The sequence below is a fragment of the uncultured Nostoc sp. genome, assembly GCF_964247315.1.
Lineage (GTDB): Bacteria > Cyanobacteriota > Cyanobacteriia > Cyanobacteriales > Nostocaceae > Nostoc.
Genome location: NZ_CAXTTT010000021.1, coordinates 36,925 through 54,107, shown reverse-complemented (window position 1 = coordinate 54,107; position 17,183 = coordinate 36,925). Strand labels below are relative to the sequence as shown.

The following is a 17,183-nucleotide window of genomic DNA, read 5'->3' as shown; positions in this document are numbered from 1 at the left end:
GGGGTGTGTTATGACGTAAGCTAATGCACTTTAATACTCCCTGCTTAACCACTAATTTCGTCTACTTCTAAACTCTTATTCCTATTCAAGTATTCTTCAAACAATTCAAAAAATTTATGTAATGCCTCATACTCGTCTACAGAATAGAAAAGAATTATTTTAGACCATGACTGACCTGAGTTAATTCCATATTTTTCTTCAATCCATGATTGAAACCCCTCAAATTCCCTTTCTGGCTCGCTTGGAGATACGCCAACTTCTCTTCGAGACAGACTATATCCTCGCAAAAGCATATCTAGTTCTGTGATTGGACTAATTCTTAAGTACATACCCGGTCTTTTCTTTATGCCCTTTAGAATATCGTTGTAAATATCAAATTGACGAAACTTTGAATTATCTTCAGTAGGGCTAGCTTTTTCTTCACTTTCTGGAATTTTGGAATCATCTTTGTGTTTTAGAAACTGCTCATATTCTTCAAAAAATCTGTAGAAGGCATTTCTCTCAGTCCGACAAAGAAACAGAATTATCTCAGTCCATGATCGTGAAACTGTAGTTTTTGCTCTTTCTTGCATCCACTCGTCAAATCCTTGCATTGGGTAACCTTCTGGATTGAATCCGAAGTGATTTATTTGACTGAAATACCACCCACTTACAAAGGAACTAAGGTGAGTAATTGATGGCTTATCTATATACATGACTGGATTTTCTTTAATATCTTGGAGAAGTCTAGATAGATTCCTCATATTGATTACTCCAATTTAATTTAGCGAGTCGGGTATGTTAGGCTACGGCATAACACACCTTACTATTCTCTGCTTATTACCGATTTTTTTGAAGAACAAAACTGCCGTAAATTATAGATAGTTCAAAGATGTCTGTGGTAATTACAGCAGCTTTCTTATGGGATTCTGCACCGATAGAAAAGCCGATGAGATCAGCTTCTAGTTCATGTACTTCCTCTGAGTCATGCACACTCCACCTTATGTCATGACACTCCTGAAAAACTAGCACATAAGGCAAGCGATCCTCGGTAGGATCGTACACACATTCAACTGATACTTCGTTTCCCCATAGAGACACATTTACACTTGTAATTAGCGATGTCAAACCACCAAGTTTAAGTAAATGGTAATCGTCTGGCATATTAATTTAGCCCCAAAGGATATCTCTATTGCAAAGCTATAGCTGCGATACTTTGCTTCTGCCACTACCCGCTTCCTCTGAACCAAAACTAGGCTTTGTGTCAAGGTACTTCTGGCATATCCCTTCCGCGGCAAAGGGCTTCAATGGCATCAATTCCAGAGTTCCCTACATGAATCAATGTGTCATCGTAGCCTGCGTATACTTTACCATCTTGAGCCATCACTAAAGTCATATGATAGCTGAAAGCCTCGCCGATTATGCAAAGCGGAGCACCTACCCGCTCACTGTAATCTTCAACCCTTTCAGGATAGATATGTGAAGCAGTAACCGTTGGATTAATGTAAAATTCGTCCTTTTCTTCTCTAAGGCGATGATGTGGGTGTACCACTCGTAAGCCCCCAAACTGCCTTAGAAAATCCACTACAACTGCATGAATAGGATACCCTTCTGACTGCAAGCTTTTCTCGTATTCGCTTGTATTCACACAACGGTCTTCGCTCCATCCTGCCTGCTGTAGCAATTCTCTTGTTTCTACTGAAAATACTACCATAAGTAATTGTTTCTTTTCCTATGTCCAAGTTGTTTGTCATTAATTAATCAACGGGCTAGGGGTCGCTAGTCACATTTGCACCATCAATAGTTTTTCAGCAATTTCTACATCGGGGATATGCTTGACCTGATTTAGTCCTAACCGTATGGACTTCTAAATCCCTCATGTTGGCTCCATCTAATGGCGCCTCATTGACTAGGGAAAACTCCTTCAAGGATAAAAAGTAAAAGAAGAGTCCAAATTACAAATAATTTAGATATACTTTTCTTTGTCTTTAATAGCACTGGTTTTAAGTCCTCACAACCAAAGATAAACATGGGTACAATTTACATCTAGGTTGTCTGACATGAGTGGAGAATGAGGTCAGTAAAAATACGCAGGGCGAACGCACGGTATTTCTGAAACCCTTGCTGAACAAGGATATTGACGAAAAAATAGGCTAAATTTAAAAACGCCGAAACCCTTGCTATTAAAGGATTCTTATACTTTAGATGCGTTTGCCCTGTAAAAATACGAGGATTTAGCGGATGTTTATTAGATATTTAAGAATATAAAAACGTAAATCAGACACATTAAAGTTCATGATTATAAATACTTATCAGACAATATTTTCAGGTGTTTACTTGGAATACGATGTCTACGAAAAGCGAACATTGTAAATTATTTCTCCCTTTCCCTATTAGCTATTAACTCTTAAACTAGGTAATGGAGATGATTGATGCTGCTTAAAATCGGCAAACTCACAGATGGAATTAAATGGACAAAAACGGCAGTGAGAACCAGGATTAGGAGGAAATATTTTACTAAAATTAGTAGTTTATTGCTGATATTTTTGCAAATCGTGCTGGTGCTTATGGGCAATATTCGCTAACTCAAACTTTAATGATTCTAACTCACTATTGTTAATACTAATTAACTCTGATTTTTTACATATTTCTAAATTATAAAATGATGCAACAGCTTCCCGTCCAGGGTAAAGATAACGAGCAGCTAACAAGTAAACTAATGCCTGTCGTTTGTCAAAAGCGGACTTACCAGTTTTGAAATCCAAAATATGTAAAGTGCTATCAGACTCAATAAAAACGCAGTCCATAGCCGCGTATAAGCGAAAGCAATAATCTTCTTGTTCAACTACTATCGGTTTGGGAAAGCCTTCATCACCCGGAGTCAATTGGATAATATCTTTATCCAAAAGCAACGGAGCATCGTGATATTTTTGCAAAATTTGCAGCACGCGTTGCTGGACTTGAACGCTTGAGTTGCCTAATTTCAGTAGCTGGGCAACTCTTTCTACGCCATCTGCTTGCTTCAACAGATACCTGTGATGATGAAACTCATAAATGCCTTTTTGCGCTAGTATGCCAATCCGCTGGGGCGCGGTGGCTTGCGTTAAAAGCGCTTTGACTTGTGGTTCGTGTTGCCGTGCTTTGATAAACCCCCGTCTCATCTGGCAATGCCAGCGTTCTTGCCCAGTCGCTGGGGCAACTAGAGACCAAAGGTGATAACTGGCAAAAGGTCGATCGGGGGTTGACATTGCTCAGAAACAGTGAGAGAAAATACGATGGGGAGAAGTTTAAGCTAAGGCTTCCTTAGAAAAGAACTTCGGAGGATACTTGCTGCTACACACGCTTTGCGGGAAGCTTTTATAGTACTGATAATGTACCGGAGCAAGTGGCAAAAATGTCTAGCAAGATAAAATTTGGTACCGATGGATGGCGAGGGATTATTGCCGATGACTTTACTTTTCCCAACGTGAGAAAAGTAACAAGGGCAATCGCCACTTACTTAGAAACAGCCTACACAAAAGATAGACCAGTACTTATTGCCTACGATACTCGCTTTTTAGCTGACCAGTTTGCCCAAACAGCGGCCCAAGTACTAGCAGACTTGGGTTGGACTGTGAAAATTACCGATCGGGATTGTCCCACACCAGTAATTGCCTACAATGCCCGTCACCTAAATTCCGCTGGGGCGTTAATGTTTACTGCTAGCCATAATCCAGCACCCTACTGTGGAATTAAATATATACCCGATTATGCTGGGCCCGCCACTCCAGAGATTACTGATACTATTGTGGCAAATATAGAAGGTGCATCGGATGAGTTGCCTGGGAGCAACCCATCAGGTTCAATTTCAATTTTCGATCCCAAACCAGATTATCTGCAATTTATCTACACTCTACTTGATGTAGAAAAGATCAAAAGCGCTAATTTAAAGGTGAAGTACGATGCTTTGTATTCTACCTCTCGCGGCTATTTAGATGAAGTTTTGCAACATAGTGGCGTTCAGTTAGAAAGTTTCCACGATTGGAGAGATGTGTTATTTGGGGGTGGAATGCCAGAACCCAAAGGAGAACAATTAGTTGAGTTAGTGGAAGCAGTAGTTCGCGATCAAGCTGATTTGGGCTTGGCAACGGATGGAGATAGCGATCGCTTTGGTATCGTTGATGAACAAGGAAACGTCCTGACTCCGAATACTGTGCTGCTACTCCTAGCACGTCATTTAATCAAAAACAAAGGTAAAACTGGCGCGATAGTCCGCACTGTCGCTACCACCCACCTGTTGGATAATTTCGCTGCTAAAAATGGGCTGCAAATTTACGAAACAGCAGTTGGTTTTAAATACATCGGCGAAAAAATGCGCGAAACTGCCGTATTAATCGGTGGAGAGGAATCAGGTGGTTTGAGTGTTATTGGGCATATTCCTGAAAAAGACGGAGTATTAGCCGATATGCTGGTGGCAGAAGCGATCGCTTATGAAGGCAAACCGTTAAGTCAACTTGTCAAAGAAGCGATCGCCGAAGCCGATGGCCCACTTTATAACAACCGCCTAGACTTGCACCTCACAGAGGCGCACAAAACCGCCGTCATCGACTCCTTTACTAAAAATCCACCTACAGAGGTAGCAGGCATTAAAGTCAAGGAAGTGGGGCGTAAAGACGGGATTAAGCTCTATTTAGAAGAAGGTAGCTGGGTTTTACTACGTCCTTCTGGTACAGAACCACTGGTACGCGTCTACCTAGAAACCAACACTCCCGAAAAACTCACCAAAATCGCCCAAGAGTTAGAAAGTGCCATTACTAAATTAGAGGCAGTAGCAGTTTAATCTGTCAGAGTTAGGAATTAAAAGTTAAGAGTTATGAATTAGGAGTTAAGAATTATTAATTTACAATTCTTAACTCCTGATTTCTCTTTTTGAGCAAAATATAACTGCTAACTTCTCACTTCAATCAAAGTATGAAAACTCTTGCTCCTTTTTTGACATCTCTAGTTGTAGCGATTTGGGTAATCGCGATCGCAATTATTTCAGTCCAAAATGCCACACCTGTATCGTTAAAATTCTTAACATTCCAATCGATTCAGATACCAATGGGTTTGGTGTTAGCTTTTAGTGCCGTTGTCGGGTTAATTGGCATGGCAGTGCTGCAACCTCTGTGGGGACTTGCTGGTATTAGACAGGGTAATTCTAGATTGGAAGACGATGCCGAATTTTTTGTTGATGATGAAGATTTTTAAGGTTTGAATAGCTGTGCAGTACCAAAACATTATTACAATCGAACCAGGAAAACGAGGTGGTAAGCCTTGTATTCGAGGAATGCGAATTACTGTATACGATGTTTTATCTTATCTTGCCTCTGGGATGACCTACGAGGAAGTGCTTAATGACTTTTCTTACTTGACACAAGAGGATATTTTGGCTTGCCTAAGCTATGTGGCTGATCGAGAACGGCTATGAGCGCAACTTATAAAGCAGATTTTAATTTGTGGATTGAACAGACAGCCCAATTATTGCGATCGCATCGCTGGCATCTTCAAAACTTAATACTAGTATCGTTAAAATTTTTAATATTCCAATCAATTCAACTCTCAGCAGTTTTAGTGTTAGCTTTCAATCCTGGTACCGGGTTAATTGGCAATTTAAACTAAAATCATAAAAAGTGAGTGACAGACTTAAATGTATATTAAAAATTTACAGATTCAGAATTACGGCCCTATAGATAATATAAGCTTAAATTTTGAACTTGATAACAATTCCTATCCAATCCCTCCCCTAATATTTCTTGGTAAAAATGGTACAGGTAAAACCTTAATATTATCCTTTATTGTTGATGGAATTATAGAACTAAAAAGAAGTAAATATGGTAAATTACAGGAAGTAGAAGAAAATCACTTTTTCAAAAAAGGCAAAAAGGATTATATAAAAGCTTATAAAGACTTTAGTTATGTAAATATTGATTTTGAAACACATGGCAAAATATTAAGTTATACAGAATTAGTTACTAATTTGTCATTTTCTGCATTTAATTCAAATTATTCGGCAAAAGTATTTTTGAATTTTGATGTTAATGAAAACATATTCCAAGAACATGGTTTTTATAAAAAAACATCTCCAATAAATGAAGTTAAAGAAACTTTAGAAAATAATATTTTTTTATATTTTCCACCAACTAGATATGAAAACCCGGCATGGTTAGGGAAGAGTGCTAACATTGATTTTCAATTTTCGGAAAAAATTGTAGGAGTATCCGATAGGAATATAGTAAAAAACAATGTTTTGAAAAAGATAGAAGCATGGATTTTAAATCTTTTACTAGATCAAGCAATTTATGAAAAAAGAATCCAGCCAAGAATTACACCATTAGGCTTGGTGGAACAATTATGGTTAGGTTATTCTGGCAAGAATACGGATATACTTGAACTGATTAATAAATTACTAACAATAATTTACAAAGTAAAAAATAAAAATATTGAGCATGTTAGAATAGGCGTAAGTGAAAAAAATCAAAGAAATATAGCTATAATAATAAAAAATGAAAATGAAAATGAAATAAATATATCACCTTCATTTTCTCATCTTTCTTCAGGAGAAATAATGCTATTAGCATTATTTGCTTCAATCCTCGAAGAATATGATTATATTAATAATACTCAAGCTCATGACACATCTAATATATCAGGAATTGTATTAATAGATGAAATAGATTTACATCTTCATATAGAACTACAAAAAGAAATACTTCCACAGTTATTAAAGTTATTTCCTAAAATACAATTTATTATTACTACCCATTCTCCGTTTTTTATTTTAGGATTAGACGCAGTTTATAATAATCAAGTTAAACTAATTGATTTACCTATAGGTAATGAAATCACAATTACAGAGTTTAGCGAATTTCAAAAAGCATATGACATATTTGTTGAAAAAAATGAGCAATTTAAGACTTTATATAAGACTCTTAGTCAAGAAATATTAGTATTGAGAAAGCCAAGAATTATCACAGAGGGAAAGACTGATTGGAAGCATCTAAAAACAGCATTAATAAAATTACAGAAACAAGGAAAATTTAAGCAACTAGATGTAGAATTTCTGGAATATGAAAATGAAATACAAATGGGAGATGGTGAATTAATTAAAATGTGCGAACAATTTGCCAAAACACTACATGAGAAAAAAGTAATATTTGTTTTTGATAGAGATAGTCAGGATATTATAAAAAAAGCCAATGGCAATAACATATTTAGGGATTGGGGTAATAATGTTTTTTCTTTTTGTATACCAGTTCCATCACATAGAATAAAGTATTCAAATATTTCTATTGAATTTTATTATAAAGATGACGAAATTAAAACTATAGATAACTTAGGAAAAAAACTTTATTTTTCTAATGAAATCGATATTGTTACTAAACAAAGTGCGACCAATAAATCAGTAGAAAAGCATATTAATGCATTAAATAATCCTAAACTAAATGAAGAATATGATAAAAAAATATATGACCAAGATGTAGATAAAATTCAAAATGACACTGGGAACTTAGTAGCTTTATCCAAAAGTAATTTTGCAAATAATATTTATAATGATAAAGATGGTTTTAAAGAGTTTGAAATAATTGAGTTTGAGAAAATATTTGAGATAATTGAACAAATATTATGCTCATAAAAGTAGGATTTGTGAATATAATTTATACACTAATGCGAGCGCATTATCATCGCACCTTTGGGAGGCTAACAGCTCAATGCAATGGACAAGTGCTCGCACTCGGCTTGACGCTAGAATATTAGTCGCAATCTTGTGGAGATGATTGGCGATGAAAATTAAAGCAGTTATCTGGCAAGAAGACAGTGTGTGGTGTGGTTCTGTACCTTCCCTACCAGGATGTCACACTTGGGGAGACAGCTACGAACATCTATTAGAAATGCTGCAAGATGCGATTCCAGTTTGGTTAGAAGTTGCCAGTCAACGAGAAGATCACCTTGATTTAGGATCATTCTCGTTTCAGTACGCAGCTTCAATTTTCCCTGAAAGTGAAGAGACAGTTTACTGACATTCAATCCCGGTGATATAGTCACAGTTGATTTTCCCGGTGTCACTGTTATGAGTTGAGCAATTTACTCATGAACTACTGCTAATTTCTACAATTGCTTCTCCTTGCCGCAGTCGTTCTATTGCATCAGGTAAAGTGATAGCAAGTAGCCGCTGCAAATTGCGATTTGTGACATTCCCACAGGTCAGCCAAAGGATTTGAGGTGGTATTCCTAACCGACAGGCCAAGTCAACAAAATCGCTGTCTTTGGTCATGATTACCGCCTTGGCAACTCGTGCTGCCTCAAAAATTTCCACATCTTTAGCATCTCGTAATCCAAACTCTCGTAGGGCAGTAGCCTCTATGTCAAAAATCTCAGTCAGCCAAAGTGCTAATGTGGGAGGCAACTGAGCATCAATCCAAATTTTCATGCTATCAGTCGAGGAAAGTCTGTTCGCCGTGCTGCAAACAATAGACAGGCTTGGATATCTTCGAGTTCGAGATCGGGAAAATCCTCTAAAATCTCAGAAACACTGACATTCTCAGCCAACATTTCTAAAATGTCAGTCACACGAATTCTCATGCCTCGAATACAAGGACGACCACCACACTGACCAGGAGTTTGAGTAATGCGAGTCAACAAATCAACCCTTGAGTTCATGCAAGTATTTTAATATCAGGTACTTTTATTTAACTCTAATTCTGCGATCGCAATTATTCCAGCCTAGCAGCTGGGTGTAGCAAAAGGGCAATCGCAGTCATCGCACACTAATACAACAGCAGCTAAGTTGGGCAATTTTAGGTTACTTGTAGCTTTAGGTAATCAATGAAGTCTAGAATTTCTGTATCAGTAAGTTGTAGACGCGATCACTTGCCATATTTCTGCTGCAAATAATCCCTTCCCTGCTCTGGAGTCCAATTTAATTGGGCTAAATATGTGTCACTTTGAGCTATCAAACAATTATTGAATTCACAGGTATTTTATTGGTAGGTATTTGTATTTGTTCTTGATTTAAATTATGATTCTCGTTAATTTTTAAACTTACTTTTTGCCCTAGAGTTTGCCAGTCAATTTTCCTATGTCCATCCCAGCTAACACCTATAGAGCGATAACTGACTGGATCGTAAATATTACAAAAAACTACATTACTATTCCCTGGGCTAACAGCGATCGTCAGTGGATTACGCAGTTGCTCAGAAGTAAGGATATCTAAAGATAATAACAAACTTTTAGAAAAGTAAGATTCACTTCCTGAACGGATTATATAAGGTTTGTCCGCCAAAATATATAAATCATTTTTTTCAACTTCATTAAACGTAGTTTTAACTTTTTTATTAACTTCTATTCCTGTTATCACTCCAGTCAAAGCTTTTTCATTAATTGGTATGCGTCTTCTATCTTCTGCAAGTATATACCAACAATGATCAGGTTCTCTGCTAACAAAAACATATTGAGGTCTTGGGGTTTGTCCAAATCCTAATTTAACTTCCATATTTTTGATGAATATTTTTGTAACCGAATTTGTTTAGCAACAAGCTTTTCCTATTTGTACTATCAAGCTATGAGTTACTTTATATATAATTCCCTAACCAGCAAGCTAATTAACGTTAAGGCAGAGAAAGTTGCGAAATTTAGTTAATCTATGACCCTCAAAGAATTAGAAACACAACTCCTAGCATTAACTCCTACCGAGAAGGCTGAAGCCATACAGATTTTGACCCAAACCTTAAGTCAAAGTTCACATGGAATTAGAAAAACTCCTGGTGTATGTGGCGGTGATGCCTGTATTGCAAATACTCACATCTCAGTTTGGCTACTGATAGAATCTCGTCGTTTTGGTATCAGTGAAGCACAACTTTTAGTCGATTATCCTGATCTGATTGCTGCTGACTTAGTAAATGCTTGGGCTTATGCAAATGCTCACCCTACGGAAATTGAAGAAGCAATCCGAAAAAATGAGTTTGAGCAAGTGCAGTGGTGGTATGTAGTCGGTACTGATTACGACGATGGCAAAAGTTTAGTTTTTGGCCCATGCCTGGAAGAAGCTGAAGCAACCACGCTAATGCACCGAGCAAACAACATACTTTTCTTGCTCAAGCTGCGGGGCATTAATCTAGTTTTAGATGGACTTGTCTTGAGCGTTGAGCGATTGCCGACTTGCAAACCTGGATGGATAACTGAATGGATACAGAGAGAGGGAATCAAATGAACATTATTACTTTATTGCAAAAAATAGATTTATTTTCTCCTTTAACCAGAGCAATCAAAATTTCAAGCCAAAGTTTCTGGATCGACACCTAGCGCATTCAACCTTTCAATTAACATTTTCACCTGTTGTTCTGCTGCGACACGTTGCTGTTCTTCAAAAGCTGCGAGTTCTTCCGCTTCCCTGATGCGTTCTTCTGGTGTCAGGAATCTTTGCCCTTCTTCGTCATACCAGTACAGCCACTCCCGCACTATACCTTGATAAATTCCCCGTTCCTGCCCAATTCCTAAACCAATTTCTGGTAGCCAAACAGGATTTCCTGACATTAAGATATATTCCCCATCAACTAAGCGATACACTTCCAAAGGCGACTTTTTACACCGAAGGGGACTATACACAACGTAGTACAAAATTCCTAATTCTTTGGCATAAAATTCTTTCTTGATGTTATATTCTTCTCGATATATTTGGGAAACAACTTCTAGCGCTAAAATTGGCAGTTTATTTTCTTCCCACAGTACATAACTCAGGCGTAAGTCCTCATCAATGAAGCGTTTAACTCCTAAGCTGAGAAACCCATCAGGGACAATGGCCGGTTTGTCTGGGTGATAATAAATACCCATATCAACACCAAAAAACCAATCCCAGCGATCGCACCAAACTAAAGCTAGTATCGTTTTTAGCAAGCCGGGAATTAAATTTTGGAGTTCATTATCCACAGCAGTATCATCTGAGTCGGGTAATTCTTCGGAAGATGGCAAACAATGCAGTGGATCGTAGTTTAACATGAGCGGTTTTGCTAAATCTGATTCTAGATAAATTGTACGTAATCTATTGATGTGCGATCGCATAGCAAAAATCAAAAACCATTTTTAGCGTAGGCGTAGCCTGTCGTAGACATCGCCTTGTGTCTTGCTTATCAGTACTTCTGTACTCATAAATGTAAAATATTTCTATTAAATAAATGTTTTTTCGGTACTGACTACTAGAGTGTCTAACTGACAATAGCAAAAAAGGGTGGATTTTGGTTGAGATTCCAATTTGGTAAAGTTGTAAACTAGCTACTACAAATGTTGCGACTCTATCCAGAATTTGATGCTACTTTGGGCAAATGACAAATGATATGATCAATGTTAGCGATCGCGCTGATTTTGATAGTCCTTGAAAATAAATTATATAAGCTTATTTTCCCCAAGCAAAGCGCAACCCAACCTACAATTTTTCACAAAGCCAACCGTATTGCATCTCATCATTTACCAATGCAAAATTTTTTAACTCAGGTCGATGATTTGTTTTTTACTTTACAGAATTAAAAATTACGAGTGAGTAATAAAAAGGGCAGGTACAAAACCCGCCCTCAAAGTAATCAATATTTAAACTCGCAACTTAATTAGCGATTTGAGGCGCACTCAAAGAAACCTTTAGTGCATCGTCTTTTTGCTGTGCTAATGTCGGCACGGAATCACGCAATCTTGCGGTCAATTGTACAGTTGTAGCGTCGTACATCTGAGTCAGCAATTTTGGATAGAAACCAATACCAATAATTGGAATTAACAAACAGGCAATGATAAATACTTCACGGGGTTCGGCATCTATCAAAGCTTGGTGAGAAACTAATTCCTCGTTCTCTTTACCGTAAAAAATTTCTCGCAACATCGACAGCAGATAAATCGGAGTTAAAATCACTCCCACTGCCATCAAAAACACCACGATAACTTTGAAGGTAGAGCTATAAGCATCGCTAGTAGCAAAGCCCACAAATACCATTAATTCTGCCACGAAACCGCTCATCCCTGGCAATGCCAAAGAAGCCATTGAACAGGTGGTGAACATAGCGAAAATCTTCGGCATTCTCTTAGCAACACCGCCCATTTCATCCAACATCAGGGTGTGTGTGCGATCGTAAGTTGCTCCTACAAGGAAGAACAAACTTGCCCCAATTAACCCGTGGGAAACCATTTGTAATACTGCCCCACTCAATCCCAAATCGGTGAAGGAGGCGATACCAATCATCACAAAGCCCATGTGAGAAATTGAGGAGTAGGCAATTTTTCGCTTCAGGTTACGTTGGGCAAAGGATGTCAAGGCAGCGTAGATGATATTAACTACCCCCAAAACTACGAACACTGGTGCAAAATAAGCGTGGGCATCAGGGAGCATTTGGGCATTCATCCGAACTAAGGCGTAACCGCCCATTTTCAAGAGAATACCTGCCAATAACATGTGTACTGGGGCTGTAGCTTCACCGTGGGCATCAGGTAGCCAGGTGTGCAAGGGAATAATCGGCAACTTGACGGCGTAAGCAATCAGGAAGCCAGCATAGAGGGCAAGTTGGAAATTGAGGGCGAAATCTTTTAAGGCGAGCGATCGCATATCGAATGTCACCGTATCGCCGTAAAATCCCATTGTCAGGGCAGACAGCAAAATAAACAGCGAACCGCCAGCGGTGTATAAAATAAATTTGGTTGCTGCATATTGCCGCCTTTTGCCTCCCCAAATCGACAGCAGAAAGTATATCGGTACTAGTTCCAGTTCCCAGACCAGGAAAAACAACAGCATATCCTGGACAGCGAACACGGCAATCTGACCGCCATACATCGCCAAAATCAAGAAGTAAAATAGCTTCGGCTTGAAGGTAACAGGCCAAGCTGCTAAAATCGCCAGCGTAGTAATGAATCCAGTCAAAATAATTAGGGGCATGGACAAGCCATCTGCCCCTACTGACCAATTCAAACCCAATTGTGGTACCCAGGGGTAACTCTCCACTAACTGCAAATCTGGATTGGAAAAATCATACCCAGTATAAAAAGCGTAAACAATTAGTGCAAAATCTATCAGCCCCACGATCAGGGAGTACCAGCGCACTGTTTTGCCTTCTTTGTCAGGGATGATGGGAAGAAGTAGCGACGCCGCTATCGGAAACAGAATAATCGTCGTCAGCCACGGGAAATTAGCTGTATTCATCACAATTCGTCTGCTATCAAAATCATGTTTGGCAAAAAGTCACTAGTTATTAAGTAACAGCTTTTTGGGGATTTCGTCTTCCTCGTTAGGTTGATTTAATTAAATTAGCAATCCCCCATTTCTTTTCTTGGGAGTCTTTTTTGACATTTGGGGGTGCAGAATGTGCGTTGTGATACTCCAAGTCTTGTCAAAAATTTACCCTAAAAACTGTACGTTCGCTTATTTTGAGATGGCAAAAGGAATTAATACCTTGAGAGGAAAGGAATAGGACAATTTTCTAACCGAATCGCATAATGCCTCTCATTTCTCAGTAATGTGGAGAAAAACAATAGGGCAATTCTTGGATAAAAGCGATCGGTTCACTCCTAAACTTTGAATGACTTCGCTTTATGTAGAGGATTCACTCAGTTTGAATTTATCACCATGCTTCCTGGGTCGGCCCTTACCAGCTTATCAACTCACTATGAGTCATTCGTTGGTTTAAATAAACCCAGTACCATATTAGACTTGTCACGCTAATATCTGTTTTCTACCTCTGTTTGGAACTTGCTAGTTTATCTGCAAGTTTGACATTGGCTGGCGACCCTTCCTCAAAAATCGAGCCAACGATCGCATGATCTAGACGCAATCGCACCTTTGCTAGCAAATTATCTGGCAAAGGAACGTAGCCACTTTCTGAGATTAAGGAACGGTTAGCAGCATTTAGGTGGTAATCTGCAAAAACTTTGACGGCAGGATTTTCTTTAAGAGCTGTCTTGCTGACGTATATAAATAGAGGACGGGAAAGGGGATTATAGCTGCTGTTGGCGATCGTTTCTGGGCTTGGCTGTACGCATTTACCTTCCTTGTTCTCAATAGCAAGAGCTTTGAGAATGTTCTGATTTTTTAGGTAGCGGGAAAAGGCTGTAAAGCCAAGACCTCCCGGCTCAGACGCTACTGTCTGAACAGTTACGCTTTCCTCTTCACTGGTTTTGTAGTCGTTGCGGATTTTCCCACTTTTGCCAATTATCACCTCACTAAAATAGTCTACAGTACCAGTGCCTACAGCAGGGCCAGCCAGTATTAGGGGATATTGATCGGGGTAATCATTACGAACTTGGTTCCAGTTAACGATTTTGCCTGATGCCGCAGACTCCCATATTTTGCTCAGTTCTTGAGGTTTGAGGCAAGTAGCCCAAGTGTTGGTGCGATTGACTACAAGGGAGATGCCATCAAGGGCGAGGGGCAATTCAACGAATTCAATGTTGTTTTTTTGGCAGGCTTCAATCTCTGACTTTTTTATCGGACGGGCTGCCATTGAGATATCAGTTACGCCAAGGCAAAACCTTGTAAAACCGTCTCCAGTACCGTTCTTCCCAATAGCTATTCTTACATTGGGGTTTACTTTTCTAAATTGTTCTTTCATTGCTTCACTAATGACAGAAACCGTACCCGAACCGTCAATCAGTACATTTTTACTTGCATCTAAGGCAGTATTGCCACTTACTCTGCTGTCTAGTGGCGTATAAACTTGCCTTTGCTCGCTGGTACAAGCAGTCAAACTCACCAATAAGATAGTTGCTAAAAAACACTTAATATGTATCATTATTTTAACTATAAATAGATACAGCCAATTTATATGTAGATTATATGGAAAAGTGTCAGAATACTTTACGAGAAAATTTATTTACGCTTTTGATAAATGGCATTCATGGAAAAGAATAAAAAGCAAAAAATACTATTCTTTGCATTACTAACCCTTTGTGGTATCACTCTTGCATTAGCTCTATTTGGGTTTTACACCTATTGGCACACTGCACAGCAGAGACTTCAAAAAGCTAAAAACCAAGCCCAGCGAGAAGCTGTGCTAACGACTCTGGAAATCGAGAACGAACTGCGTAACACTCAAGATAATTCTCTTGCTCTTGCTAACTCCCTCACAACAGGTGAAATCAACGATAAGCAACTATCAGCGCAACTCCAACAAAAAATCGAAAAAAACCCTTATCTTGCTACCTTCGGTGCAGCTTATGAAGCTGGTGTTAGTAGAAGCAAATCCCAAAAGCTAGATGCACCTGTCTATTTCAGGGTAAATAACAGTGTGCAATTAGAGCAACAAGAGAAGAATGATGACAACACAAAATATCCCTGGTATCGCAAGACGTTGCAGGATGGAGCATCTTGGGGAGAACCGTACCGCAGGTCACAGCAGTCTCTCTTGACTGAACCCGTAGTGGGATTTTATGCTCCGTTCTATCGTTTGCAGGGCAAACAAAAATTGCCGCAAGGAGTGCTTTTTAGTGAATATTCCTTAAGTCAAATACAACAGTTGATTGATTCCTTAAAACTGGAATTGGGAAAAACGGGCTACGCCTTTGTTCTTTCTAAAAATGGAACTTTTGTCTATCATACGATTACTGATAATGTAAAACAGCAAAACAACTTGGTTGAAATTGCTGCCAAGCAGAACAACAAACAACTCTTAGCATTAGTTAAACAGGCGCTTCAAGGTAAGGAAGGCGAAGCGGAGTTGTTCGATGAAACCACAGGTCAAAATTCTTGGTTTTTCCTGCAACCAACTAAGCTGAATAATTGGGTGGTGGGAGTGGTCTTTCTCAAACAAGAAGTTTTGCTAGATGACCAAACTAAGCGGCAAACGCTAATCTTAAGCTGTTTAGCCTTGGTCTGGTTTTTCATTTGTTTGTCAGTTCTAATGTTGCGGGCTTATGAGTTTCGTGCTAGCCGAGTGTGGATAGTGTCGTCAATCTCTAGTATCTTGTTTGCCACAGAAATCGGAATGATTTGGAAATTAGCTTTGGGCGATCGCAATTATATAGCCAATCACAACGTCCTGCTTAATCAAGCACAAGTTGATAAATTATTGGCTCCCCAAGTCAAGTTAAATAAAAACTTAAACCGAAAGCCGCCGTTATATGTGCCTACTGGAATTTTCATTCAGTCCTTAGAATTTGAAAGTGCTAAAAAAGTTTTTATGACGGGTTACATCTGGCAGAAGTATACCAAAGGCATTCACGATGGGTTGACTCGCGGTTTTATTATGCCGGATGCTGTCAGTGTCAACGATGTACAAGTGAAGGAAGCTTACCATTATACCCAAGGAAATGTTGAGGTTATTGGCTGGTATGTGGAAGCTACAGTGCTGCAAAATTTGGATTACTCTCACTATCCCTTTGACTACAAAGATATTCAAATTCGGCTATGGCACAGCGATTTTAACGCTCAAAGTAATTTAAACCGCCAAGTATTTCTCACGCCCGATTTTGAGAGTTATAAAATTATTAACCCCAGCGCCCATCCTGGTTTGGATAAGAGACTAGTCTTGGATGGCTGGCAGATTGAAGATAGTTTTTTTGAATATCTTTATGCAACATACGATAGCAATTTTGGGATACAAAATACTATTTTTAAAACAAATGTTCCTGAACTGAATTTTAATATTACTACCAAACGCCAAGTTATCAGTATTTTTATCTCCAGAATCGGCCCACTGTTTGTAGTCGTTGTCATGCTGTTTGCCATGCTGGTGATTGCCGATAGAGATAAGGCTATGGAGGTTTTGGCAGCTTGTGCTGGTTTTATTTTTATTGTCATTCTTGACCAAGTTTCGCTTAGGGAACAAGTCCTTGCTAAAGAACTTGTTTATTTCGAGTTTTTCTACTTAGTTATTTATTTCTACATTTTCTTGATAACTATTAACGCTGTTTTAATGCTCGTAAAACCGGATTTAAAGCTGTTACAGTATAAAGATAACTTGATAGCTAAAATTTTTTACTGGCCTTCTCTTCTGAAGCTGTTGCTGTTAATTACTATTTTTATATTTTTCTAAAGCAATTTGTTAGAGAAGCCTATTATGTTATTCCTGAAATTAGAGACTTGAGCAAAGATTTAAAAATCCTTCTCCCAAAGGCAGCTTGTAAATTTCGATTCACGGGTATTGTTTTGAAAAGAATCGTCAAATGACTTACCAGAAATCTTGATGAGATATCTCATTAACGTGAAAATGCCTAAATCACAA

At 38.6% G+C, this 17,183-nt stretch carries 15 protein-coding genes and 3 pseudogenes; 8 read left to right on the top strand and 10 right to left on the bottom strand.

Annotated features, from left to right (window positions below):
* Positions 1-44: 44 nt before the first annotated feature.
* The 4 genes and pseudogenes from ACFE93_RS08910 to ACFE93_RS08895 form a co-directional block, all read right to left on the bottom strand.
* Positions 45-743 (bottom strand): hypothetical protein, encoded by a 699-nt coding sequence (locus tag ACFE93_RS08910; protein WP_375472963.1) that lies wholly within the window; start codon positions 741-743, stop codon positions 45-47.
* Between the two features lie 76 nt (positions 744-819).
* On the bottom strand, positions 820-1,143 hold the full coding sequence (locus ACFE93_RS08905) for a hypothetical protein (protein ID WP_104906945.1): 324 nt from the start codon (positions 1,141-1,143) through the stop codon (positions 820-822).
* Positions 1,144-1,243: 100 nt separating this feature from the next.
* Positions 1,244-1,693 carry an SUKH-3 domain-containing protein gene (locus ACFE93_RS08900; protein WP_375472962.1) on the bottom strand — a complete coding sequence of 150 codons (450 nt, stop codon included), beginning with the start codon at positions 1,691-1,693 and terminating at the stop codon, positions 1,244-1,246.
* A 679-nt stretch (positions 1,694-2,372) separates the two neighbouring features.
* A pseudogene (locus ACFE93_RS08895) lies at positions 2,373-3,227 on the bottom strand (PD-(D/E)XK nuclease family protein).
* A gap of 146 nt (positions 3,228-3,373) precedes the next feature.
* On the opposite strand from ACFE93_RS08895, the gene ACFE93_RS08890 reads away from it, so the two are divergent.
* The 6 genes from ACFE93_RS08890 (at position 3,374) to ACFE93_RS08865 (ending at position 8,018) form a co-directional block, all read left to right on the top strand.
* Positions 3,374-4,798, top strand: coding sequence for a phosphoglucomutase/phosphomannomutase family protein (locus tag ACFE93_RS08890; protein ID WP_375472961.1), 1,425 nt, complete (start codon positions 3,374-3,376; stop codon positions 4,796-4,798).
* Between the two features lie 131 nt (positions 4,799-4,929).
* A complete protein-coding gene (locus ACFE93_RS08885) occupies positions 4,930-5,208 on the top strand; it encodes a LapA family protein (protein ID WP_375472960.1) in 279 nt (92 codons plus the stop codon).
* 13 nt (positions 5,209-5,221) lie between these two features.
* Positions 5,222-5,428: a DUF433 domain-containing protein gene (locus ACFE93_RS08880; RefSeq protein WP_375472959.1), complete on the top strand. Its 207-nt coding sequence runs from the start codon at positions 5,222-5,224 to the stop codon at positions 5,426-5,428.
* A complete protein-coding gene (locus tag ACFE93_RS08875) occupies positions 5,425-5,619 on the top strand; it encodes a hypothetical protein (protein WP_375472958.1) in 195 nt (64 codons plus the stop codon). Before ACFE93_RS08880 ends, ACFE93_RS08875 begins: the two co-directional genes overlap by 4 nt.
* Before the next feature lie 28 nt (positions 5,620-5,647).
* Positions 5,648-7,633 (top strand): AAA family ATPase, encoded by a 1,986-nt coding sequence (locus ACFE93_RS08870; RefSeq protein WP_375472957.1) that lies wholly within the window; start codon positions 5,648-5,650, stop codon positions 7,631-7,633.
* Positions 7,634-7,781: 148 nt separating this feature from the next.
* Entirely contained in the window at positions 7,782-8,018 is a 237-nt protein-coding gene (locus ACFE93_RS08865) for a type II toxin-antitoxin system HicB family antitoxin (protein WP_375472956.1), read from the top strand.
* A 68-nt stretch (positions 8,019-8,086) separates the two neighbouring features.
* Here the strand turns inward: ACFE93_RS08865 and ACFE93_RS08860 are convergent, their stop codons facing one another.
* From ACFE93_RS08860 to ACFE93_RS08850, 3 genes and pseudogenes are all read right to left on the bottom strand, one after another.
* The gene (locus ACFE93_RS08860) at positions 8,087-8,428 is read right to left on the bottom strand and encodes a DUF5615 family PIN-like protein (RefSeq protein WP_375472955.1); all 342 of its coding nucleotides are present in this window, start codon (positions 8,426-8,428) and stop codon (positions 8,087-8,089) included.
* Positions 8,425-8,658 (bottom strand): DUF433 domain-containing protein, encoded by a 234-nt coding sequence (locus ACFE93_RS08855; RefSeq protein WP_375472954.1) that lies wholly within the window; start codon positions 8,656-8,658, stop codon positions 8,425-8,427. Before ACFE93_RS08855 ends, ACFE93_RS08860 begins: the two co-directional genes overlap by 4 nt.
* Before the next feature lie 209 nt (positions 8,659-8,867).
* Positions 8,868-9,490, bottom strand: a pseudogene (locus ACFE93_RS08850) (hypothetical protein); the annotation flags it as partial.
* Between the two features lie 150 nt (positions 9,491-9,640).
* On the opposite strand from ACFE93_RS08850, the pseudogene ACFE93_RS08845 reads away from it, so the two are divergent.
* Positions 9,641-9,958, top strand: a pseudogene (locus tag ACFE93_RS08845) (DUF433 domain-containing protein); the annotation flags it as partial.
* Positions 9,959-10,269: 311 nt separating this feature from the next.
* Here ACFE93_RS08845 and ACFE93_RS08840 read toward each other — a convergent pair.
* From ACFE93_RS08840 to ACFE93_RS08830, 3 genes are all read right to left on the bottom strand, one after another.
* Positions 10,270-10,992, bottom strand: coding sequence for a Uma2 family endonuclease (locus tag ACFE93_RS08840; protein ID WP_375472969.1), 723 nt, complete (start codon positions 10,990-10,992; stop codon positions 10,270-10,272).
* Between the two features lie 598 nt (positions 10,993-11,590).
* On the bottom strand, positions 11,591-13,168 hold the full coding sequence (locus ACFE93_RS08835) for an NAD(P)H-quinone oxidoreductase subunit 4 (RefSeq protein WP_375472953.1): 1,578 nt from the start codon (positions 13,166-13,168) through the stop codon (positions 11,591-11,593).
* Positions 13,169-13,697: 529 nt separating this feature from the next.
* Positions 13,698-14,753 (bottom strand): PstS family phosphate ABC transporter substrate-binding protein, encoded by a 1,056-nt coding sequence (locus ACFE93_RS08830; RefSeq protein ID WP_375472952.1) that lies wholly within the window; start codon positions 14,751-14,753, stop codon positions 13,698-13,700.
* Between the two features lie 105 nt (positions 14,754-14,858).
* On the opposite strand from ACFE93_RS08830, the gene ACFE93_RS08825 reads away from it, so the two are divergent.
* The gene (locus tag ACFE93_RS08825) at positions 14,859-16,994 is read left to right on the top strand and encodes a cache domain-containing protein (protein WP_375472951.1); all 2,136 of its coding nucleotides are present in this window, start codon (positions 14,859-14,861) and stop codon (positions 16,992-16,994) included.
* Positions 16,995-17,183: the final 189 nt, after the last annotated feature.